13 protein-coding genes and 2 pseudogenes are annotated in these 19,416 nt (G+C 64.3%); 12 read left to right on the plus strand and 3 right to left on the minus strand.

Features of this window, described 5'->3' with window-relative positions:
* The first annotated feature begins 17 nt into the window (after nucleotides 1-17).
* The 10 genes from ACAM51_RS16540 to ACAM51_RS16585 all read left to right on the plus strand — a co-directional run bounded on the left by ACAM51_RS16540 (nucleotide 18) and on the right by ACAM51_RS16585 (nucleotide 14,110).
* Nucleotides 18-2,450, plus strand: coding sequence for an adenosylcobalamin-dependent ribonucleoside-diphosphate reductase (locus ACAM51_RS16540; RefSeq protein WP_369641221.1), 2,433 nt, complete (start codon nucleotides 18-20; stop codon nucleotides 2,448-2,450).
* A complete protein-coding gene (locus ACAM51_RS16545) occupies nucleotides 2,447-3,778 on the plus strand; it encodes an NnrS family protein (protein ID WP_369641222.1) in 1,332 nt (443 codons plus the stop codon). Before ACAM51_RS16540 ends, ACAM51_RS16545 begins: the two co-directional genes overlap by 4 nt.
* A 22-nt stretch (nucleotides 3,779-3,800) precedes the next feature.
* Nucleotides 3,801-4,496: a nitroreductase gene (locus ACAM51_RS16550; RefSeq protein ID WP_369641223.1), complete on the plus strand. Its 696-nt coding sequence runs from the start codon at nucleotides 3,801-3,803 to the stop codon at nucleotides 4,494-4,496.
* Nucleotides 4,497-4,550: 54 nt separating this feature from the next.
* Nucleotides 4,551-4,964 carry a ribonucleotide reductase subunit alpha gene (locus ACAM51_RS16555; protein WP_369641224.1) on the plus strand — a complete coding sequence of 138 codons (414 nt, stop codon included), beginning with the start codon at nucleotides 4,551-4,553 and terminating at the stop codon, nucleotides 4,962-4,964.
* A 7-nt stretch (nucleotides 4,965-4,971) separates the two neighbouring features.
* On the plus strand, nucleotides 4,972-5,529 hold the full coding sequence (locus ACAM51_RS16560) for a hemerythrin domain-containing protein (protein ID WP_369641225.1): 558 nt from the start codon (nucleotides 4,972-4,974) through the stop codon (nucleotides 5,527-5,529).
* A 198-nt stretch (nucleotides 5,530-5,727) separates the two neighbouring features.
* Nucleotides 5,728-7,944 carry a tetratricopeptide repeat protein gene (locus ACAM51_RS16565; protein ID WP_369641226.1) on the plus strand — a complete coding sequence of 739 codons (2,217 nt, stop codon included), beginning with the start codon at nucleotides 5,728-5,730 and terminating at the stop codon, nucleotides 7,942-7,944.
* 68 nt (nucleotides 7,945-8,012) lie between these two features.
* Nucleotides 8,013-9,413 (plus strand): UDP-glucose/GDP-mannose dehydrogenase family protein, encoded by a 1,401-nt coding sequence (locus ACAM51_RS16570; RefSeq protein ID WP_369643835.1) that lies wholly within the window; start codon nucleotides 8,013-8,015, stop codon nucleotides 9,411-9,413.
* The gene (locus tag ACAM51_RS16575; RefSeq protein WP_218297299.1) at nucleotides 9,410-10,360 is read left to right on the plus strand and encodes a UDP-glucuronic acid decarboxylase family protein; all 951 of its coding nucleotides are present in this window, start codon (nucleotides 9,410-9,412) and stop codon (nucleotides 10,358-10,360) included. Before ACAM51_RS16570 ends, ACAM51_RS16575 begins: the two co-directional genes overlap by 4 nt.
* 161 nt (nucleotides 10,361-10,521) lie before the next feature.
* Nucleotides 10,522-11,583, plus strand: a complete 1,062-nt coding sequence (locus ACAM51_RS16580; RefSeq protein WP_369641227.1) for an AbrB family transcriptional regulator — start codon at nucleotides 10,522-10,524, stop codon at nucleotides 11,581-11,583.
* 97 nt (nucleotides 11,584-11,680) lie between these two features.
* Complete coding sequence (locus ACAM51_RS16585; RefSeq protein WP_369641228.1) at nucleotides 11,681-14,110, plus strand: tetratricopeptide repeat protein; 2,430 nt, start codon at nucleotides 11,681-11,683, stop codon at nucleotides 14,108-14,110.
* A 112-nt stretch (nucleotides 14,111-14,222) separates the two neighbouring features.
* On the opposite strand, the gene ACAM51_RS16590 is transcribed toward ACAM51_RS16585, so the two are convergent.
* Together ACAM51_RS16590 and ACAM51_RS16595 are read right to left on the minus strand one after the other, a co-directional pair.
* Entirely contained in the window at nucleotides 14,223-14,522 is a 300-nt protein-coding gene (locus tag ACAM51_RS16590) for a DUF3567 domain-containing protein (RefSeq protein ID WP_010462989.1), read from the minus strand.
* A gap of 65 nt (nucleotides 14,523-14,587) precedes the next feature.
* A pseudogene (locus ACAM51_RS16595) lies at nucleotides 14,588-15,453 on the minus strand (integrase core domain-containing protein).
* A gap of 298 nt (nucleotides 15,454-15,751) precedes the next feature.
* On the opposite strand from ACAM51_RS16595, the pseudogene ACAM51_RS16600 reads away from it, so the two are divergent.
* Nucleotides 15,752-16,447, plus strand: a pseudogene (locus ACAM51_RS16600) (AbrB family transcriptional regulator); the annotation flags it as partial.
* 98 nt (nucleotides 16,448-16,545) lie between these two features.
* Nucleotides 16,546-18,978, plus strand: coding sequence for a tetratricopeptide repeat protein (locus ACAM51_RS16605; protein WP_369641229.1), 2,433 nt, complete (start codon nucleotides 16,546-16,548; stop codon nucleotides 18,976-18,978).
* Nucleotides 18,979-19,096: 118 nt separating this feature from the next.
* Here the strand turns inward: ACAM51_RS16605 and ACAM51_RS16610 are convergent, their stop codons facing one another.
* Entirely contained in the window at nucleotides 19,097-19,396 is a 300-nt protein-coding gene (locus ACAM51_RS16610; RefSeq protein ID WP_137748832.1) for a DUF3567 domain-containing protein, read from the minus strand.
* Between the last annotated feature and the right edge of the window lie 20 nt (nucleotides 19,397-19,416).

Below are 19,416 nucleotides of genomic sequence, written 5' to 3' on the forward strand. Positions count from 1 at the left end.
CCAAATCATCGGCCCCCATGAAACGCGAACCCCAGCCCCCCCTCAAGCCCACCTCGTCCCTGCAGCCCATCAGCCTGGATGTGCTGCGCGAGAAATACCTCAAACCCGGGGAAACCACCGCCGACGAGCTGTACCAGCGCGTGGCGCGGGCCCTGGCCTCGGTCGAAAAACCAGAACTCCGCGAAAAGTACGAAACCCTGTTCCTGGCCAACCTGAAGGCGGGCGCCATCGGAGCGGGCCGCATCATGAGCGCGGCGGGCACCGACATCCAGGCGACGCTCATCAACTGCTTCGTGCAGCCCGTAGGCGATTGCATCCAGGGTGTGGACGACGAGGGTTTCCCGGGCATCTACGAGGCGCTGCGCGAGGCAGCGGAAACCATGCGCCGGGGCGGCGGCGTGGGCTACGACTTCTCGCGCATCCGGCCCAAGGGCGCGCAGGTCAAGGGCACCGCGTCCATGGCCTCGGGGCCGTGCAGCTACATGAACGTGTTCGACCAGTCGTGCTCCACCGTGGAGAGCGCGGGCGCGCGCCGGGGCGCGCAGATGGGTGTGCTGCGCATCGACCACCCGGATGTGCACGAATTCATCACGGCCAAGCGCACGCCGGGGCGCTGGAACAACTTCAATGTGTCGGTGGGGGTGTCCGACGAGTTCATCCATGCCGTGCAGAACAGCGCGCCGTGGGAGCTGGTGCACAAGGCACGCCCCGGCACTGCCCTGCTGGCCCAGGGAGCCCGCCAGCGCGCCGATGGCCAGTGGGTCTACGCCACGGTGCCCGCGCGCGAGCTGTGGGACACGATCATGAAGTCGGCCTATGACTTCGCCGAGCCCGGCATCCTGTTCCTGGGCCGCATCAACGAAGACAACAACCTGCACTATTGCGAAGACATCGCGGCCACCAACCCCTGTGGCGAGCAGCCGCTGCCGTCGTACGGGTGCTGCGACCTCGGCCCCATCATCCTGACCCGCTTTGTGCGCCACCCCTTCGGTTTTGGGGGCGTGGCCGCGTTTGATTTCGATGCGTTCACGAAGGCCGTGGCGCTGCAGGTGCGCGCGCTGGACAACGTGCTCGATGTGACCTACTGGCCGCTGCCGCAGCAGCGCGACGAGGCCATGGACAAGCGGCGCATCGGCGTGGGCTTCACCGGCATGGGCAACACGCTGGCCATGCTGTGCCTGCGCTACGACCTGCCCGAGGGCCGCACCATGGCCGCGCGCATCGCCGAGTGCATGCGCGATGCCGCCTATGCCGCCTCGGTGGACCTGGCGCGCGAGAAAGGGGTGTTCCCCAAGTTCCAGGCCGAGCCCTACCTGTCGGAGGGCACGTTTGCCAGCCGCCTGCCCGATTCGCTCAAGGCCGCCATCCGCCAGCACGGCATCCGCAACAGCCACCTGCTGTCCATCGCCCCCACGGGCACCGTGAGCCTGGCCTTTGCCGACAACGCCTCCAACGGCATCGAGCCTCCTTTCTCGTGGATGTACAAGCGCAAGAAGCGCGAGTCCGACGGCAGCACCTCGGAGTACGCCGTCGAGGACCACGCCTGGCGGCTGTACCGCGAGCTGGGCGGCGATGTGGAGGCCTTGCCGGACTACTTCGTCTCGGCGCTGGCCATGCCCGCTGAAGGCCACATTGCGATGATGGAGGCCGTGCAGCCCTTTGTGGACACGGCTATTTCGAAGACGGTGAACATCCCGGCCGACTATCCCTACGAAGGTTTCAAGGACCTGTACCTGCAGGCCTGGCGCGCCAGGCTCAAGGGCCTGGCCACCTACCGGCCCAATGCCATCCTGGGATCGGTGCTGGAAACCCATGCCGCGCCTGAACCAGCATCTGTAGCACCCCCCGCACCTGCGGTGGACCCCATGCGTACCGTGATCGAAAGCCGCCCCCAAGGCGGCCTTTCGGCCGTGGCCGAAAAGCTCGAATACTGGACGCAGGAAGGCCACAAGACGCTGTACCTCATCGTGTCGTTCCTGCCCGTGCCCACGGGGGTTGGCAACGGTACGGTGGACCGCGCCATCGAGTTCTTCATGCCCGTGGGCCAGAGCGGTGAATCGCAGCAGTGGATCACCTCCAGCATGCGCATGCTGTCGCTGGCGGCGCGCGGCGGCTTCCTGGAGCGGGCGCTGTCCGACATGCGCAAGGTGGCCTGGGACCGGGGCCCGGTGCGCCTGGGGCAGCACCGCAAGGACGATGGCACCCTGGTGCCCATGTGGCACGACTCCGAAGTGGCGGCCATGGCCTATGCCATCCAGAACATCCTGGCGCGCCGCGTGGCCGACCCCGTGCAGCAGCAGCTGCCCCTGGACGAACCCGCGCCGCCGCCGGTGGCCGTGCCGCGGGCCATGGCGGGCAAGAAGTGCAGCGAATGCGGCGCCCACGCCGTGATCCGCAAGGACGGCTGCGACTACTGCACGCAGTGTGGACACCTGGGGACCTGTGGGTGACCTCCCGGCCGGTCATTCCCGTGCGCCCCGCGGCGGGAAAACCCTCGCCTGAGGTGCTGGCCGCGCTGGACACACGGTGGCGTTGGCGCTACCTCATGCTGGCACCGCACCGGCTGGGTTTCTTCCTGGCCATGGTGGTGCTGGTGGCGTCGGGGGGATGGTGGGCGCTGGTGCAGGTGGCCAGGTCCACCGGTTGGTGGGGCCTTTACTATGCGCTGTCCCCCACGCTCGTGCATTCGGTTGTGATGGCATTCGGCTTCATCCCGCTGTTCTTTGCGGCTTTCCTGTTCACGGCCGGCCCCAAATGGCTCGGGGTGGCGCCCCTGCCGGCGCAGGCGCTGCGCGCACCCCTGGTGGCGCAGGCCGCGGGCTGGCTGCTGTGGCTGGCGGGCGCGCATTGGCGCATTGGCGCGGCCCTCGCGGGGCTGGCGCTGGCGGCCGTTGGCCTGGTGTGGATGTCGGCGCTGTTCTGGGGCCGTGTGCGCCAGAGCCAGGCGCAGGACCAATTGCATGCGCGTGTCGTCGCGGGCGCCTGCGCGCTGGGCTGCCTCAGCCTCGCGGGCCTGTGGCTGAGCCTTACCGTGGGAACACATGCGCTCGCCCGCGCCTGGGTGTTCACCGGCCTGTGGGGGTTTGTCGTCGTGGTCTACGTCACGGTGGCGCACCGCATGATCCCCTTCTTCACCTCCAGCGCCATGCCCATGGTGCAGGCGTGGCGGCCCTTCTGGGTGCTGTGGCTCATGCTCGCCGCCGCGCTGCTGCAGGTGCTCGCCGCTTGGCTGGAGTGGGCCGGGCTGCCCGCCACCCGGGCGGGGCCCGCCTGGATGCTGGTGCATGGCACGCTGCAGCTGGTGGTGGGGGGCGTGCTGGTCTGGCTGGCCTGCGTGTGGGGCCTGGTGCAAAGCCTCAGGAACCGGCTGCTGGCGATGCTGCACATCGGATTTCTGTGGCTGGGGCTGGCTTTCGTGCTCGGAGGCCTGTCGCAGTGGCTGGCCTGGGGCTTTGGCCTGGGAACGCTGGGCCTGGGCGCGCTGCACGCGCTGACCATGGGCTGCCTGGCGTCGCTGATGCTGGCCATGGTGACGCGGGTGTCGTGCGGGCACAGTGGCCGGGCTCTGGTCGCCGACCACATCGCGTGGTCGCTGTTCTGGCTGCTGCAGGCGGCCACGGTGCTGCGCATCGCGTCGGCGGTGCCGGGTGTTTTCGGTATCGCGTGGGCCTGGCTGCTGCCCCTGGCAGCGTGCCTGTGGGCTGTCACCATGGGCGTGTGGGGCGTCCGGCTGGGCCGGTGGTATGGCCGGGTGCGGGCCGATGGCCGTCCGGGCTGAAGCACCTTTTCAAGGATATTCCATGGCTGTCATTCCCTGGCCTTTGAACCACACGCCCCGGCCCGCGCCCCCTGCGGCGCATGGCGCTGCACGCGCGGCCGCCGCGCCGGAGGATGTCGCCGCCATGGCCGCGGCGCTGATCCAGTCGCGCCAGACCATCCTGCCCAAGCGGCTGGCCGCCCCGGGGCCGAGTGCCCTGGAACTGGCGCAGATCCTCAACGCCGCGTCCCATGCACCGGACCACGGCCAGCTGGTGCCGTGGCGCTTCGTGCTGGTGCCCGAGGCAGCGCGCCCGGCGCTGGCCGATGTGTTTGCCCAGGCCCTGCGCGAGCGCGATCCCGCAGCCACGCTGGCGCAGGCCGAGCAGGCGCGCGAGAAGGCCTACCGGGCACCGGTGCTGATGCTGGTGGTGGTGAACGGGCAATGCGGCGACCCCGGCATCGACCTGTCCGAGCGCCTGGTTTCCGCGGGATGCGCGGTGCAGAACATGCTGCTCATGGCCACCGCGCAGGGGTATGGGTCGGCGCTCACGAGCGGCAAGGCCCTCACGTCGGGCGGGCTGCGGGGGCTGTTCCAGCTGGCCCCCTGGGAGCAGGCGCTGTGTTTTGTCAGCATCGGGACCGTGCAGTCGCGCAAGGCCGCGCGTGCCCGGCCCGCGGCGGACAGCTATGTGAGCACGCTCGACGCGCAGCAGGGCGTGGTGCTGCCTGGCTTCTGAAGCGGGGCGCGCCCGGCGATTCCTTTCCTTTCATTTCATTTCATAGAAACCTTCATGGACATTTCCAGTTTTGACGACCTGCTGCAGGCTGCGCGCCTGCAGCCCGAGCCCCAGCGCCTCCTGTTCGTGTTTGCCGCGGTGGAACTGCCGGACGACGCCAGCCCGGCCCAGCGTGCCCGCTTCGAAGCGGGGCAGGGCGGAGCCCTGGTGCCGCTGATGTGCGTGGACAAGGCGCCGCAGGAGCTGCTTTCGTTCAGTGCGCTGGTGGAAGAGGCCAGCCAGTTCAGCGCCCCGGGCCATGACTGGGCCATGGTGTTCGCAGCAGCCCTGTCGGGCACGCTGGACAAGGCACCCACCAGTGCGGATGCCCAGGCGCCCCTGCAACGCATGGTCGATGCGATCAAGGGCGGGTCCCATGGGGCGTATATACCCTTCGACCGGCAGGGACAGCCCGTCCGGTTCGGCTGAGGCGCAGATGGCCTCGCCCGCCCCATCCGCCCGCCATATCCCCGGTTTCAGCGCGCCGGCCGTCGGGTTCGAGCAACCCTTCGCCATGCTGGAGGCCTGCCATGAGCGCGTGCAGCGTTCGCTGGCCTTGCTGGGCCGCCTGCGCGCCCATGTGCGCCTGCAGGGTGCCGACGAGAGCGCCCGCCAGGCGGCGCGCGACGTGCTGCGGTATTTCGACATCGCCGCACCGCTGCACCATGAAGACGAGGAACTCCACGTCTTCCCGCTGCTGCTCGCCCAGGCCGAGCCCGGGGTCCAGGCGCTGGTGCGCAGCCTGCAGGACGACCATGTCCGCATGGTGGCGGACTGGGCTGCAGCACGGGTTGCGCTGCAGGCGCTGGAACAAGGAGTCATCCAGGGATTCGCGGAATCGGAGGAGGCGCTCCTTGATCGATTTGCGGACCGCTATGCAGGCCATATCCGCCGCGAGGAGCAGGAGGCCTACCCGGCGGCGCTGCACCTGCTGGAGCCCGCTGCGCTGGACGGGATGGGGCGGGAGATGGCGCGCCGCCGCGGCGCTGCCTGAGCGCTGACAGGTTCCACCAGTGCGCTCTGTGCGTCTTCGAGGGGGGCACGGTATCCGCTTTTCATGGCTGTTCGCCTTACAGAGAATGCTTGGCGGTTGCTCCTGGAGCCAACCCTGCTGGCGTCGGACGGCGGTTGGGTACTGCGCAGGTGTTTACCATGATGGGATGTCAACCTCTCATCCGTACCGGGAAGCACCTTGACCGACGCAAAGAAACCCCATTTCGGCCAGTCCTTCAAGCCTGGCGCCATACCATCCAGCCAACCCAGTTTCAAATTCGGAATCAATTACGGGACGGGCTTGGTTGCGGGCGGTAGAGCTGTGGAGTCGCCCCTCCCCGATGATGCGACGGCGTGCAACACCCGGGGCAATGAATGGCTGATGGCCAACCGGCCCGCAGACGCCATTCGCGCCTATGACCGGGCCATCGCTCTCAAGCCCGACTACCTTGATCCCTACTTCAATCGTGGCAACGCGCTGCTACGCCTGCAGCGCAACCAGGAGGCGCTGGCTTCATTCGATCAGGCCATCGCACTTTCGCCCGGATTGGGGCTCGCGCACTACAACCGGGGAACGGTCCTGCAAACCTTGGATCGGTTGCCGGAGGCCATGGAAAGCTACCGCAAGGTGCTGGCGATAGATCCTGCGAATGTTCAGGCGCGTTTCAATCTGGGCTGCATTCACCTGCAGATGAAGCAGTTTGATGAAACCCTGGAGTGCATGGACCAGGTGATCGAACGCGCACCCCAGATACCGGAGCCGCACAACAACCGGGGCACGGCCTTACTCAGGCTGGGCCGGTATGCAGAAGCGGTTGCTGCCTTCAGCCGGGCGCTGGAGCTCAATCCGCAGTCCGCCGAGGCTTACAACAACCGTGGCGAGGCGCAACTGCAATTGAGAAATCTGGAAAGTGCACTGGCGGACGTTCGCCGCGCGATCGAGCTTCGGCCCCAGCAAGGGGAGTCCAGGTTTCTTATGGGTCGGCTTTTGCGGGAGATGAAGCGGTACGACGAGGCTTTGCAGCAGTTCTATCTGGCCCAGCGGTTGCCCGCTCCTTTGACGATGCTGCAAAGCGAGATCGTTACCGCCAAGGTGCATGGCTGTATTTGGCAAAACCTGGATGAAGAACTGCTTCAGCTCCAGCAGGACATCCGGGCTTGGAAGCCTGTCCTTGAGCCTTTCTCTGCCCTGTCCGTGTTCGACCAGCCTGCCCTCCACAAAGAGGTTGCACGCCTTCTTGTAGAACGCGATCTGCCAGCGTCTGCGGCGTTGGGCGCGATTCCTGTTCGTGCAAGGGGCGAGAAGATTCGCATCGGTTACTACTCCGCAGATTTTCGCAACCACCCCTCTGCGTACTTGATTGCGGAGCTGATTGAAGTGCATGACCGCGAGCGATTTGAGTTGTTCGCGTTTTCGGTCAGTCCCCAAGTGCACGACAGCATGCGCGAGCGACTGGTGGTGGCCTTTGACCATTTTCTGGATGTGCGTGAGCGTACCGATCTTGATATTGCACAGCTTTCGCGAGATCTTGGTATCGACATCGCTGTGGATCTGATGGGCTTTACGCAAGCGACGCGTTTGAGATGTTTTTCGTACCGGTGTGCACCCGTTCAGGTCAGCTACCTGGCGTACCCTGGCACCATCGGTGCCAGTTACATTGACTATGTGATCGCCGACAAGGTGGTGATTCCTCCCCATGCCCAGGCCGACTTCACTGAAAAAGTGGTCTATCTGCCGCACAGCTACCAGGTCAACGACTCCCAGCGGAAAGTAGCTGACCGGACATTTTCCCGCGACGAACTGGGTTTGCCAGCCACTGGTTTTGTGTTTTGCTGCTTCAACAACAACTTCAAGATCCTGCCGCCCACGTTTGACGTCTGGATGCGCATCCTCCATGCCGTTGAAGGCAGCGTCTTGTGGCTGCTGGAAGACAACCCGATTGCGGCGCGGAATCTGCGCCGAGAGGCGCAGGCCCGGGGGATTTCTGCGGACCGCCTTGTGTTTGCCAGCCGCGTGCCCATGGACCAGCATCTCGCCCGCCAGCGGATGGCCGACCTCTTCCTTGATACGCTGCCCTACAACGCGCACACCACCGCGAGCGATGCCTTGTGGGTAGGGCTGCCGGTTCTGACGTGTTCAGGACAATCGTTTGCGAGCCGAGTGGCGGCGAGCCTCTTGCATGCCGTGGGGTTGCCCGAGCTTGTCACCCAGACGCAGTCTGCATTTGAGGCCCGAGCCATAGAGCTTACCCGCGACGTGGCGCAACTCAGGAGCATTCGGGACAAGCTGGAGGAACAGGGGCCCCAGTCGCCCTTGTTCAATGTCCGGCTCTTTGCGCGGCATATCGAGTCGGCATACACCACAATGGTGGAACGCGCGCACCAGGGGCTGCCTCCCGATGTGATTGAGGTGTGAAATTTCACGGCGCCCTTCGCGTGGGCGCGAGCTCCATGTCTTGTATTTCTCATTTTTTTGCCCCCTTCATGAATCTCACCTTGTTCGGAACCGGTTACGTGGGGCTCGTTACCGGCGTATGCCTTGCGGAACTGGGCAATGATGTCCTGTGCATCGACACGGATGCGGGCAAGATTTCCGCGCTGCAGCGCGGAGAGGTGCCGATCTACGAACCAGGGTTGCGCGAGCTGGTCGTCAGCAACGCCCGCGCAGGGCGGCTGGCATTTTCCATCGACATGGCGCATGGGGTAGCCCATGGAGATGTGCAGTTCATTGCGGTGGGCACGCCCGCCGCAGGTGATGGCTGTGCGGATCTGCGCTACGTGTTTGAGGTGGCGCGTGCCATTGCCACCCACATGACCAGTTTCAAGGTGATCGTCAACAAGTCCACGGTGCCGGTGGGCTCAGGCGAGGCGGTGCGCGATGTGGTGGCCTCCGTGTTGGCCAAACGCTGGTCAGGGGCCGAGCCAGCGCCTGGTTTTGCCGTGGTCTCCAATCCTGAGTTCCTCAAGGAGGGCAGTGCGATCGAGGATTTCATGCGGCCTGACCGCATCATCATTGGGTTGGGCGATGCGCCTGAAGAGCGGCGCGCCGGTGATCTCATGCGTGAGTTGTACCGCCCGTTCGGGCATGGCCACGACCGCGTCATCTGCATGGACCGGCGCAGTGCCGAGTTCACCAAGTATGCGGCGAACGCCATGCTGGCCACGCGTATCAGTTTCATGAACGAGATGGCCAACCTGGCCGACCGGCTGGGTGTGGACATCGAACCCGTGCGCGTGGGTATCGGCGCGGATCCGCGCATTGGGGAGATTTTTCTTTACCCGGGCGTGGGCTACGGCGGCAGCTGCTTTCCCAAGGATGTGACTGCGTTGCAGCGCATGGGCGAGGAGGTCGGGCTGCCGCTGCGATTGCTCGCGGCGGTGGCACAGGTCAACGATGGACAGAAGCGGCTGCTGGTGGACAAGCTCGCCCAGCGGCTCGGACCGGATCTTTCCGGCCGTCGGCTGGCGGTGTGGGGGCTTGCCTTCAAGCCCAATACCGATGACATGCGCGAGGCTTCCAGCCGGGTGCTGGTCCGTGAATTGCTGGAGCGCGGGGCGGTGCTTCGGGTCTTCGATCCGGTGGCCATGCAGGAGGCCCGCCGTTGCCTGGAGGAGGATCTGCGCGACCGGCCCGAACTGCTCGAGCACATCAGCTATGCCCAGGATCCCATTGACGCGGCGTGCGGTGCAGACGCCTTGCTGATCGTGACCGAATGGCAGGTGTTTCGCAGTCCCAATTTCGATGCCCTGCGGGCGGCCCTGCGGCAGCCCCTTGTCGTGGACGGGCGCAATCTGTACGAGCCGCGCTCCATGCGGGCCCTGGGGTTCGACTATCTGACCGTGGGCCGCAGCGCTGCGGATGCACTCGAGGCCACGGCAGCATGACGACGGAAAAGAAAATCCTGGTCACGGGAGGCGCTGGCTTTCTTGGCTCCCATCTGTGCGAGCGCCTGCTGAAGGATGGCCATGCGGTGCTGTGCGTGGACGACTTCTCCACCGGCTTGGAAAAGAACATCGCCCACCTCCTGGCCTCTCCGCGGTTTCGTGTGCTTTGCCACGATGTCGTCCAGGCCCTGGATGCCGAAGTGGACGAGATCTACAACCTGGCCTGCCCCGCGTCGCCCGTGCACTACCAGTCCGATCCGCTGCGGACCCTGCGCACCAGCGTGCTGGGTGCCATGAATCTGCTGGAGCTGGCCCGCAAGTGCCATGCCGTGATTCTTCAGGCCTCGACGAGCGAGGTGTATGGCGACCCCGGCGTGCATCCGCAGCCTGAGTCCTATTGGGGCAACGTCAATCCCATCGGTGTGCGGGCCTGCTACGACGAGGGCAAGCGCTGCGCGGAGACCCTGTTCTTCGACTACCGGCGCCAGCATGGCGTGCGCACCAAGGTCGTGCGGCTGTTCAATACGTATGGCCCGCGCATGCGTCCGGATGACGGCCGGGTGGTCTCCAACTTCATCGTCCAGGCGCTGCGCGGGGCGGATCTGACCGTTTACGGGGCGGGGACGCAGACCCGCAGCTTCTGCTACGTGGATGACCTCGTGGAAGCCCTGGTGCGCATGATGGCCACGCCGGACGAGGTGGCGGGACCGGTCAATCTGGGCAATCCAGGGGAGTTCACCGTCCTGGAACTCGCGCAGAAAATCCTCGCAGGGACGGGCTCGTCCGCGCGGATCACCTACCACCCGCTCCCGGGAGACGATCCCCGGCAGCGGCAGCCCGACATTTCGCTGGCGCGCCAGCTGCTGGGGGGGTGGGCCCCCCGCGTCGACATTGACGCGGGCTTGCGCCGGACCATTGCCTATTTCAAGGAGGCGGACGCCGGCTGAGCCCCGGGAGGCGGAGCCAGCGCGTGTCTGGCATCCGCCCCCGCTGTGCCATTCCGCGATGCCCCCCGTTCCATTTGGAACATGTCGAGGGGCAGGAGGTGCGGGTATGGTGCCCGCCGGGGTTTGGTCCTTTCCGATGCCGATACCGAGCCCTCGCTGCCATGAATCTGTTTCTCCGTATCCTCCTGACCCTGTTGCTCGCTCTGGCTTGCGCGATCGGCTGCGCAGCCCTTCACACCCCGCTGCCCTGGATGATCGGCCCGCTGCTGGCCACTTCGGTGGTGTCCATCGCTGGCGGGCCCACGGAAAGCTGGGGGCCCTTGCGCAATGCGGGGCAGTGGACCATTGGCGCCGCCTTGGGCCTGTACTTCACGCCCCAGGTTGTGGGACTGATTGGCGGGCTCTGGTGGGCCATCGCCCTGGGCATCGTGTGGGCGCTGTTCCTGGGCTGGCTGTTCGGCGCCTGGCTGTACCGGGTGCATGCGCCGCGCATGCACGGGGTGCCTGCGCCGATGCTGCGGGCCACGAGCTACTTCTCGGGGGCCATCGGTGCGGCATCCGAAATGACCCTGCTGTCCGAACGCGAGAACGCCCGCACCGACCTCGTGGCGGCCAGCCACAGCCTGCGGTTGCTGATCGTCACGGTCACGATCCCTTTCGCGCTGCAATGGAGCGGACTGCATGGCCTGGATATCCTGCCGCCCACGGCCCGGGTGGTGAGCGCACCCGGTCTGGCGCTGATGGCGCTGCTGACGGGGGCCGGGGCCCTGCTGATGGACAGGCTGGGCCGGGCGAACCCGTGGTTCATGGGCGCGATGCTGGTGTCCATGGGGCTCACCATGGCAGGCATCACCCTGTCCGCCGTGCCCCAGGCGATGGTGAATGCGGCGCAACTGGTCATCGGCGTGAGCCTGGGGGTCCGCTTTCGTGCGGATTTTCTGCACACGGCGCCGCGCTGGCTCGTGTCGGTGGCGGTGGGCACCCTGGTGCTCATGGGGGTGTGCGCGTTGTTCGCGGCCTTGCTGGCCTGGGCGACAGGTCTGCCCTGGGTCACCCTGCTGCTGGGGACCTCGCCCGGAGGCATCACCGAGATGGCCATCACCGCCAAGGTGCTGCAGCTGGGGGTGCCGGTGGTCACGGCGTTCCAGGTGTGCCGGCTGATCGCGGTGCTGATGCTGGTGGACCCGCTGTACCGGCGGATCTACCCCGCCACCGCGGCCTGAACAGAGGCGGGCGCGTCACAATCCCACCTTTGTTGACGCTGATGGATTGTCCTGGCGACGGTCTGTGAGCGTTTCCATCCGCTGCACACCCCAGACCATGAGCATTCATTACAACTTCGGCGTACGCCCTCCCCAAGCAACGAAAGCCCAGCTGGCCGCCTGGCTGGAGCAAGCCATGCAAGCGCACCAGCAGGGACGCCTTGCGCAGGCCAACCAGCTCTACAACACCATTTTGAAGAATGATCCAAAAAACGTTGGCGCCCTGCACATGCAGGGGGTGCTGGCGTACCAGGCGGGTCACCTGCAGATGGCGGTCGATCTGATCGGCCAGGCGATCAAGCTGGCTCCGGAGGATGCTGCGCCCCATGTCAATCGCGGGCTGGCCTTGGGGGCTTTGAAGCGCCATGACGAGGCGCTGGCGCACTTTGAGCGGGCCATCGGCCTGCGCCCGGGTTTCGCCGAGGCCTATGTCAACCGGGGGATCACTCTGAAGGAGCTGTCGCGGCCTCTGGATGCCATTGCGAGCTACGACCAGGCGATCGCCCTCCAGCCGCGACTGGCCGCTGCTTTCAACAACAAGGGCAATGCCTTGCGCCAGCTCGAACGGTTGGACGAGGCGCTGAAATGTTATGAACAGGCCTTTGCCCTGGACCGCGACGACGTGGATGCGTGTCAGAACATGGGCATGCTGCATGCCGACGCTGGCCGCCCGGACGAGGCTTTGCAGTGCTTTGACCGGGTCATCGCGCTGCGGCCGCAGCATGCGGAAGCCCACAACGGTAAGGGCGCGATCCTGGCGCAAAGGGAGCAGTGGACGCAGGCCATTGCGCACTTCGAGGCCGCCCTACAAGCCGACGACCAGCTGGTTCAGGCCCACAAGAACCTGGGTATCGCGCAGCGCAGCCTTTTTCAACTGCCGAATGCGGTGCAAGCCTTTCAGAAGGCTGCCCGACTGAGCCCACACGACGTGGAAATCCTGGCGTTTCTAGCCGTTTCGTTGCTGGAGGCAGGGCGGTATGCAGAAGCACTTGCCGTCTACGACCAGGCGATTAGGTTGGCGCCTGAAAGGCCGGATCTGTACTACAACCGCGCCACTTTGCACATCCGGTTCAACCGGCATCAGGACGCCGTGGCCGACTACACGCAGGTGTATCGCCTCAAGCCAGATGCGAAGTATCTGCTAGGGTATCTTGCGAGCTGCAGGCTCAAGACCGGCGATTGGAGGCACTTGGCGGACGATATGGTGCAATGTGAGCGGAGCATCCGGGCCGGTGAGCTGGGTGTGAAACCCTTCATAGCGCTTTCGTTGTTCGACTCGCCCGAGTTGCACAAGCAGGCGGCACAAGCTTCCGTGCAGCAGGACTTCCCTGCGTCCAGCGTCCTGGGCCCCATCCTGGCGCGCACTGGCGGAGGCAAGATCCGGGTCGGCTACTACTCTGCGGACTTCCACGGCCACGCCACCGCGTATCTGATAGCGCAGCTTTTCGAGGTCCATGACCGTGATCGCTTCGAGTGGTTTGCGTTTTCGTTCGGGCCGCCTTCGAAGGACGCCATGCGCGAGCGCCTGGTCGCAGGCTTTGACCATTTCATCGACGTGCGCGAGCAGCGGGAGATCGATATCGCTCGCCTGTCGCGGGAACTGGGCATCGACATCGCCATTGATCTGATGGGTTTCACGACGGGCTGCCGCTTTGGCATTTTTGCCCACCGCTGCGCGCCCATCCAGGCCGGTTATCTGGGCTACCCGGGGACGACCGGTGCGGACTATATGGACTACGTGATTGCCGACAAGGTGGTCGTCCCAGCCCAGGCGCAGATCCATTTCACCGAAAAACTCGCCTACCTGCCGCACAGCTACCAGGTCAATGACTCGCAGCGCGCAATCAGTGATCGGGTCTTCACCAGAGAGGAGGCACGGTTGCCTGCGACAGGGCGCGTGTTCTGCTGTTTCAACAACAACCAGAAGATCCTTCCACAGGTCTTTGACAGCTGGATGCGCATTCTGCAGGCGGTTCCGGACAGCGTTCTCTGGCTTTTGGCAGATAACCCTGCTGTGGAGGGTAGCCTGCGGCGTGAGGCGCAGGCGCGCGGCGTGGCGCCTGAGAGGCTGGTGTTTGCACAGCGCCTGCCCCTGGACCAGCACCTGGCGCGCCACCGGCTGGCCGACCTGTTTCTGGATACCTTGCCTTACAACGCCCACACCACGGCCAGCGATGCCTTGTGGGCGGGCCTACCGGTGCTCACGAGGCTGGGAGAGTCGTTTGCGGCGCGTGTGGCGGCGAGCCTGCTGCAGGCCGTGGGTCTGCCGGAACTTGTGACCCACAGCGCCGCCGAGTATGAAGCTCTGGCGATCTCGCTCGCGCGGGACCCTGGGCGCCTGAAAGCGCTGCGCGACAAACTCCACGCGGAAAAAGCCCAGTCCCCACTGTTCAACACCCGTCAGTTTGCGCGCGACATCGAGGCCGCCTATGTGGCGATGCATGGGCGGTACATGCAGGGCCTGGCGCCCGAAGTGATCGAGGTATAGGGCCGAAGGCGGGGAGGACATGCTCCCCCGGCGCTGAGTTTGGCGAGGTCCCTGGGGCCTCCGGGTGTGCCGCCCCCGCTGCGGCTGAAACAAAAGCTGCAGCGCAGGTGGATCAGTGCACGACCACGGGGTTCTGCGCCAGCCCCGCATAACGGTCCAGCGCGTCTTCCACTTCTTCCTGCGTGGGGGTGTCGCGCTGCCAGGCCAGGATCTGCTCCTGGAACATCTCGGCCCAGGATCCGTCCAGGTACACCTCTTTGCCCGAACGCTTGTCCACGATTTCAAAGCCATGGCGTGCGAGCTGGGGAACGGCGGGGGCGGTGTCGTTGAGCGCCTGGGTGCTCTTTTTCTCCACGGCGTCGGGCAGCATGTGGACCACCACGAAGGATTCTGAGTCGTAGAGCATGTGCATCGTGTTCCCCTTGTCGATATAGATGTCAGATGACAGCGGGTGCGTGGAGTTCAAGTGGCGCAGGCCTAGGTGTTGATTCTCAGGAGGTTGTTTCCGGTGGGATCGAGTCTGGCCATGGGCACCAAGCCGCCAATGCCACTGTGCGGCCGGTGCCAGTTGTAGTGATGCTGCCAGCTTGCCAAGGCCACCGTTCGCTCCGCTGAGTTCTGGTAGCTCCAGCCATAGGCCCACTCTCGCAGCGCCGATTGGATGAATCGCTCTGCCTTGCCATTGGTCTGGGGTCGATAGGCCCGGGTGCACTTGTGCCAGATGCCCAAGGCCGTGCAGGCAGCGGCGAACTCGCGTGAGCGAAACGCAGAGCCGTTGTCCGTCAGCAAGTGCTTGATGGTGATACCCAGCCCCGCGTAGCAGGCCACCGCATTGCGCAGGAACTGCACCGCCTCACTCTTCTTCTCATCGGGGTGCATGGCCGTGAAGGCAATTCGGGCATGGTCATTGATGGCAACGAACAAGGTCTCCCAACCCGCTCCAGCCACCGAATCCTTGCGATTGCCGGTGACCCGGTGACCCGGTAGCTTGGTCTGACGATGACACCCAGCTTCTTGGTATCGATGTGCAGCAGGTCACCTGCCGCCTCGTGCTCCACGCTGCGTGCAACGCGCGCCTGCAGCATGCGCCGCATGCGCAGCTCCAGGATCAGCAGGGCCTCGGACGAATCGATGGTTCTAGGTGAGCGGACAGGCCTGGAGGATACATCGACCAGGGCTGCCTCACCTCCTGTCAGATAGCGGCCAAGCCACTTTCTGTCTGTGGGCGGTGTGGTACCTTGTACAGCAGCGGCTTGGGCAGCGCTCAGGCTCTGCAGCGTCATCTGCTGGACCATCTCCAGGCGACGGGCAAACGTAAGTCGGGCATGCATATGGGTGTTCATTCGGTTGGGTGTCCTGAGTCGATTGGGTGTTTGGCGACTTCCAGTCTCTCAAACCCAATCCGGATGAACACCGGATACAACCTATTGAATCCTCACAGCTAGCCCGTGGCTTTTGCCGTTTTGCCCTCTTGCCGAAGCGGTATTTCATGAAAACTCTGCGCCTCGGGCTTCACGGGTCTTTTTTGTGGGATGGCGCTCCTGCGCAATACCATGGGGCAAACGCCCTAGCAGAATCACCCGCATGGCGGTCAAGGCGTGCCGGCGCTGCGCAGTAGCAGGTCGGTACAACGGCGCCCCGAGGCTGCTCGCTACCACCTACTTCGCGGGTGCAATCGGCGCCGCGTCCGAGATGACACTGCTGTCTGAACGCGAGAACGCGCGTACAGATCTGGTTGCGGCCTTCCACAGCTTGCGCCTGCTGATCGTCACGGTGACGATACCGTTTGCTCTGCAGGGCTTGGGTATCCAACCTGCAATGGCCAGGGTGGTGAGCGGGCCAGGATTGCTGCTGATGGCCGCGCTGACAGGCGCGGGTGCTGTGCTCATGGACCGCATGGGCCGTGCCAACCCGTGGGTCATGGGGGCTCTGCTGGTTTCCATGGGATTCACCATGGCTGGTGTCAGCCTGTCGGCGGTACCGCAGGGCATGGTGAATGCTGCGCAGCTGGCGATCGGTGGCAGTTTTGGGGTGCGTTTTCGCGCGGATTTTCTGTATACAGCGCCGCGCTGGCTCGTGTCCGTGGCGTTGGGCACACTGGTGCTGATGCTCGCGTGCGCGCTGTTCGCAAGCCTGCTTGCCTGGGCGCCGGAGCCGCCCTGGGTGACTTTGCTGCTGGGCACCGCGCCCGGCGGTATTGCCGAGATGGCCATCACGGGGAAAGTGCTGCAGCTGGGCGCCTCGTTGGTCACGGCGTTTCAGGTGTGCCGATTGATTGCTGTACTGACAGTGGTCGCGCCGCTTTATCGGCACCGCTATCCTGCTCCCGTGTCCTGACCTGGGGGCGTCGGGGCACAATCTGCACTATGTCGGCGTTGTTGGGCAACCCTTGCGATCCTCTTTCCCGCGTTCCCATTCGAAGCACACCCCTCACCATGAGCATTCATTTCAACTTTGGCGTACGTCCCCCCCCCCAAGCAACCAAAGCTCAGTTGGCCGCGTGGCTGGACCAGGCTAGGCGGGCGCACCGGCAGGGAAGCCTCGCGCAGGCCAGTCAGCTCTACAACACCATTTTGAAGAATGACCCGAAGAACTTTGGTGCCCTGCACATGCAAGGTGTGCTGGCCTACCAGGCGGGCCATTTGCAGATGGCGGTTGATCTGATCGGACAGGCTATCAAGCAGGCCCCGCAGGACGCGGCGCCCTATGTCAATCGCGGAATTGCATTGGGCGCGCTGAAGCGCCATGAAGAAGCGCTTGCGCACTTTGAGCAAGCCATCAGCCTGCGCCCAGACTTTGCGGAAGCCTATGTCAACCGAGGGATCACGCTCAAGGAGTTGTCGCGGCCTGCAGATGCTGTGGCGAGCTACGACCAGGCCATTACCCTACAGCCTAGACTGGCGGCGGCCCATAACAACAAAGGTTATGTGCTGCGCCTGCTGGAGCGGCTGGATGAAGCACTGAAATGCTATGAGCAGGCGTTTGACCTGAATGACCAGGATGTGGATGCCTGCCAGAACCTCGGAGTGCTGCATGCTCAGGCCGATCGACCCGACGAGGCATTGCGGTACTTTGACCGGGTTATTGCACTGAGGCCTCAGCACGCCGAGGCACACAACGGCAAGGGGACTATCCTGGCGCAACGCGAACAGTGGACCGATGCGATCAGGCACTTCGAAGCCGCCATACAGGGCGACGGCAATCTGGTTCAAGCCCACAAGCACTTGGGCTTGGCGTGGATGTGCCTGTTTCAGTTCTCCAATGCTGTCGAGGCCTTCAGGAAGGCCGCCCATTTGAGTCCCCAAGACCTTGACATCCTGTCGTTCTGGGCGCGTTCCTTGCTGGAAGCGGGGCGCCATTCCGAAGCCCTTGCTCTGTACGATAAAGCCATTCGCATGGCGCCAGACATGGTGGATCTGCACTACAACCGTGCCGCATTTCATCATCGGCTCAATCGGTATGAAGATGCGAGCGCTGATTTTCAGGAGGCCTACCGCATAGACCCGGAAGTCAAGTACTTACTGGGGTTCCTAGTAGACAGCCGGATCAAAACCTGCGACTGGCGGCATCTGGCAGATGATCTTGAACGGTGCGAGCAGAGCATTCGGGCGGGCGAGCTGAGCGTGCAGCCGTTCACCGTAGTGGCGTTGTTTGATTCTCCCGCGCTTCAAATGAAGGCGGCCCAAACCCAAGTCAAATTGGACTACCCAGAGTCCGCGGCCTTGGGGTCGATCCCTGCGCGCATCCCTGGCGGCAAGATTCGAGTTGGGTACTACTCGGCAGACTTTCACACCCACGCCACCGCGTGCTTGATGGCAGGGCTTTTTGAAAGCCACGACCGTGAGCGGTTTGAGTGGTTTGCCTTCTCGTATGGGCCATCTGTCGAGGATACGATGCGGCATCGGCTGCGCCAAAGTTTTGACCATTTCATCGACGTGCGAGAGCTCGGAGGGGGTGACATCGCGCGAATGTCGCGGGAGCTGGGTATAGACATTGCGGTGGACCTCAAGGGATTCACTCTGGACCATCGGTTTCGCATCTTTGCCCATCGCTGCGCGCCTGTTCAGGTCAGCTACATCGGCTACCCCGGGACTACCGGAGCGGACTACATGGACTATGTGATTGCAGACAAGGTGGTGATCCCGCCAAAGGCGCAGGTCCAATTCACCGAAAAGCCGGTCTACATGCCGCACAGCTACCAGGTGAATGACTCACAGCGTGCAATCAGCGATCGCGTGTTCACCCGTGGAGAGTTGGGGCTGCCTGCCCATGGCGTTGTGTTTTGCTGCTTCAACAACAACCACAAGATTCTTCCACTGATATTTGACAGCTGGATGCGCATTCTGCAAGCAGTGCCTGGCAGTGTGCTATGGCTTTTTGAGGACACCCCTGCCGTTGCGACCAACCTGCGGCGTGAGGCGCAGGAGCGGGGGGTTGCAGCGCAGAGGCTGGTGTTTGCGCAGCGCATGCCTTTGGACGAGCACTTGGCGCGCCATCGTCTGGCAGATCTGTTTCTGGACACCCTCCCGTACAACGCTCACACCACCGCGAGTGATGCCCTGTGGGCGGGGCTGCCAGTGCTCACACGCCTGGGAGAGTCGTTTGCTGCCCGTGTCGCTGCGAGTCTTTTGCAAGCCGTTGGTTTGCCAGAGTTGGTGACTTACAGCGTCGCCGAATACGAGGCACTGGCGATCAGTCTTGCACAAGACCCCGCACGCCTTCAGACTCTGCGCGACAAACTTTGGGCTCAAAGAGACCAGGCCCCCCTGTTCAATACCCGCCAGTTTGCGCGAGACGTGGAGGCGGCTTATGTGACGATGCACGAGCGCCATCTGCAAGGTTTGGCGCCCGATGTGATTGAGGTCTAGCTCCAAGGATATTGGGCGGCCTGTTTCCTCGGCTTTGCAGCCCACGGAGCCCGCCCTCGGCCTGATACATGGGGTTGCGCGAATTGGCAGAAGCTTGTGTTCGCGCAGGCAGCAGGGGTTAGTGCACGACCACCGGGTTCTGCGCCAGCCCCGCATAGCGGTCCAGCGCGTCTTCCACTTCTTCCTGCGTGGGGGTGTCGCGCTGCCAGGCCAGGATCTGCTCCTGGAACATCTCGGCCCAGGAACCGTCCAGGTACACCTCCTTGCCTGAGCGCTTGTCCACGATTTCAAAGCCGTGGCGGGCGAGCTGGGGGGCGGCGGGGGCGGTGTCGTTGAGTGCCTGGGCGCTCTTTTTCTCCACGGCGTCGGGCAGCATGTGGACCACCACGAAGGATTCTGAGTCGTAGAGCATGTGCATCGTGTTCCCCTGGTTGATTT

The sequence above is a fragment of the Acidovorax sp. A79 genome, from assembly GCF_041154505.1.
In the GTDB taxonomy this organism is placed as follows: domain Bacteria; phylum Pseudomonadota; class Gammaproteobacteria; order Burkholderiales; family Burkholderiaceae_C; genus Acidovorax.

Excerpts from the sequence above, each read along its gene's own strand:
- ACAM51_RS16540 (WP_369641221.1), top strand. The coding sequence starts at position 18 with ATGAAACGCGAACCCCAGCCCCCCCTCAAGCCCACCTCGTCCCTGCAG.
- ACAM51_RS16550 (WP_369641223.1), top strand. The coding sequence starts at position 3,801 with ATGGCTGTCATTCCCTGGCCTTTGAACCACACGCCCCGGCCCGCGCCC.
- ACAM51_RS16555 (WP_369641224.1), top strand. The coding sequence starts at position 4,551 with ATGGACATTTCCAGTTTTGACGACCTGCTGCAGGCTGCGCGCCTGCAG.
- ACAM51_RS16560 (WP_369641225.1), top strand. The coding sequence starts at position 4,972 with ATGGCCTCGCCCGCCCCATCCGCCCGCCATATCCCCGGTTTCAGCGCG.
- ACAM51_RS16570 (WP_369643835.1), top strand. The coding sequence starts at position 8,013 with ATGAATCTCACCTTGTTCGGAACCGGTTACGTGGGGCTCGTTACCGGC.
- ACAM51_RS16575 (WP_218297299.1), top strand. The coding sequence starts at position 9,410 with ATGACGACGGAAAAGAAAATCCTGGTCACGGGAGGCGCTGGCTTTCTT.
- ACAM51_RS16580 (WP_369641227.1), top strand. The coding sequence starts at position 10,522 with ATGAATCTGTTTCTCCGTATCCTCCTGACCCTGTTGCTCGCTCTGGCT.
- ACAM51_RS16585 (WP_369641228.1), top strand. The coding sequence starts at position 11,681 with ATGAGCATTCATTACAACTTCGGCGTACGCCCTCCCCAAGCAACGAAA.
- ACAM51_RS16590 (WP_010462989.1), bottom strand. The coding sequence starts at position 14,522 with ATGCACATGCTCTACGACTCAGAATCCTTCGTGGTGGTCCACATGCTG.
- ACAM51_RS16605 (WP_369641229.1), top strand. The coding sequence starts at position 16,546 with ATGAGCATTCATTTCAACTTTGGCGTACGTCCCCCCCCCCAAGCAACC.
- ACAM51_RS16610 (WP_137748832.1), bottom strand. The coding sequence starts at position 19,396 with ATGCACATGCTCTACGACTCAGAATCCTTCGTGGTGGTCCACATGCTG.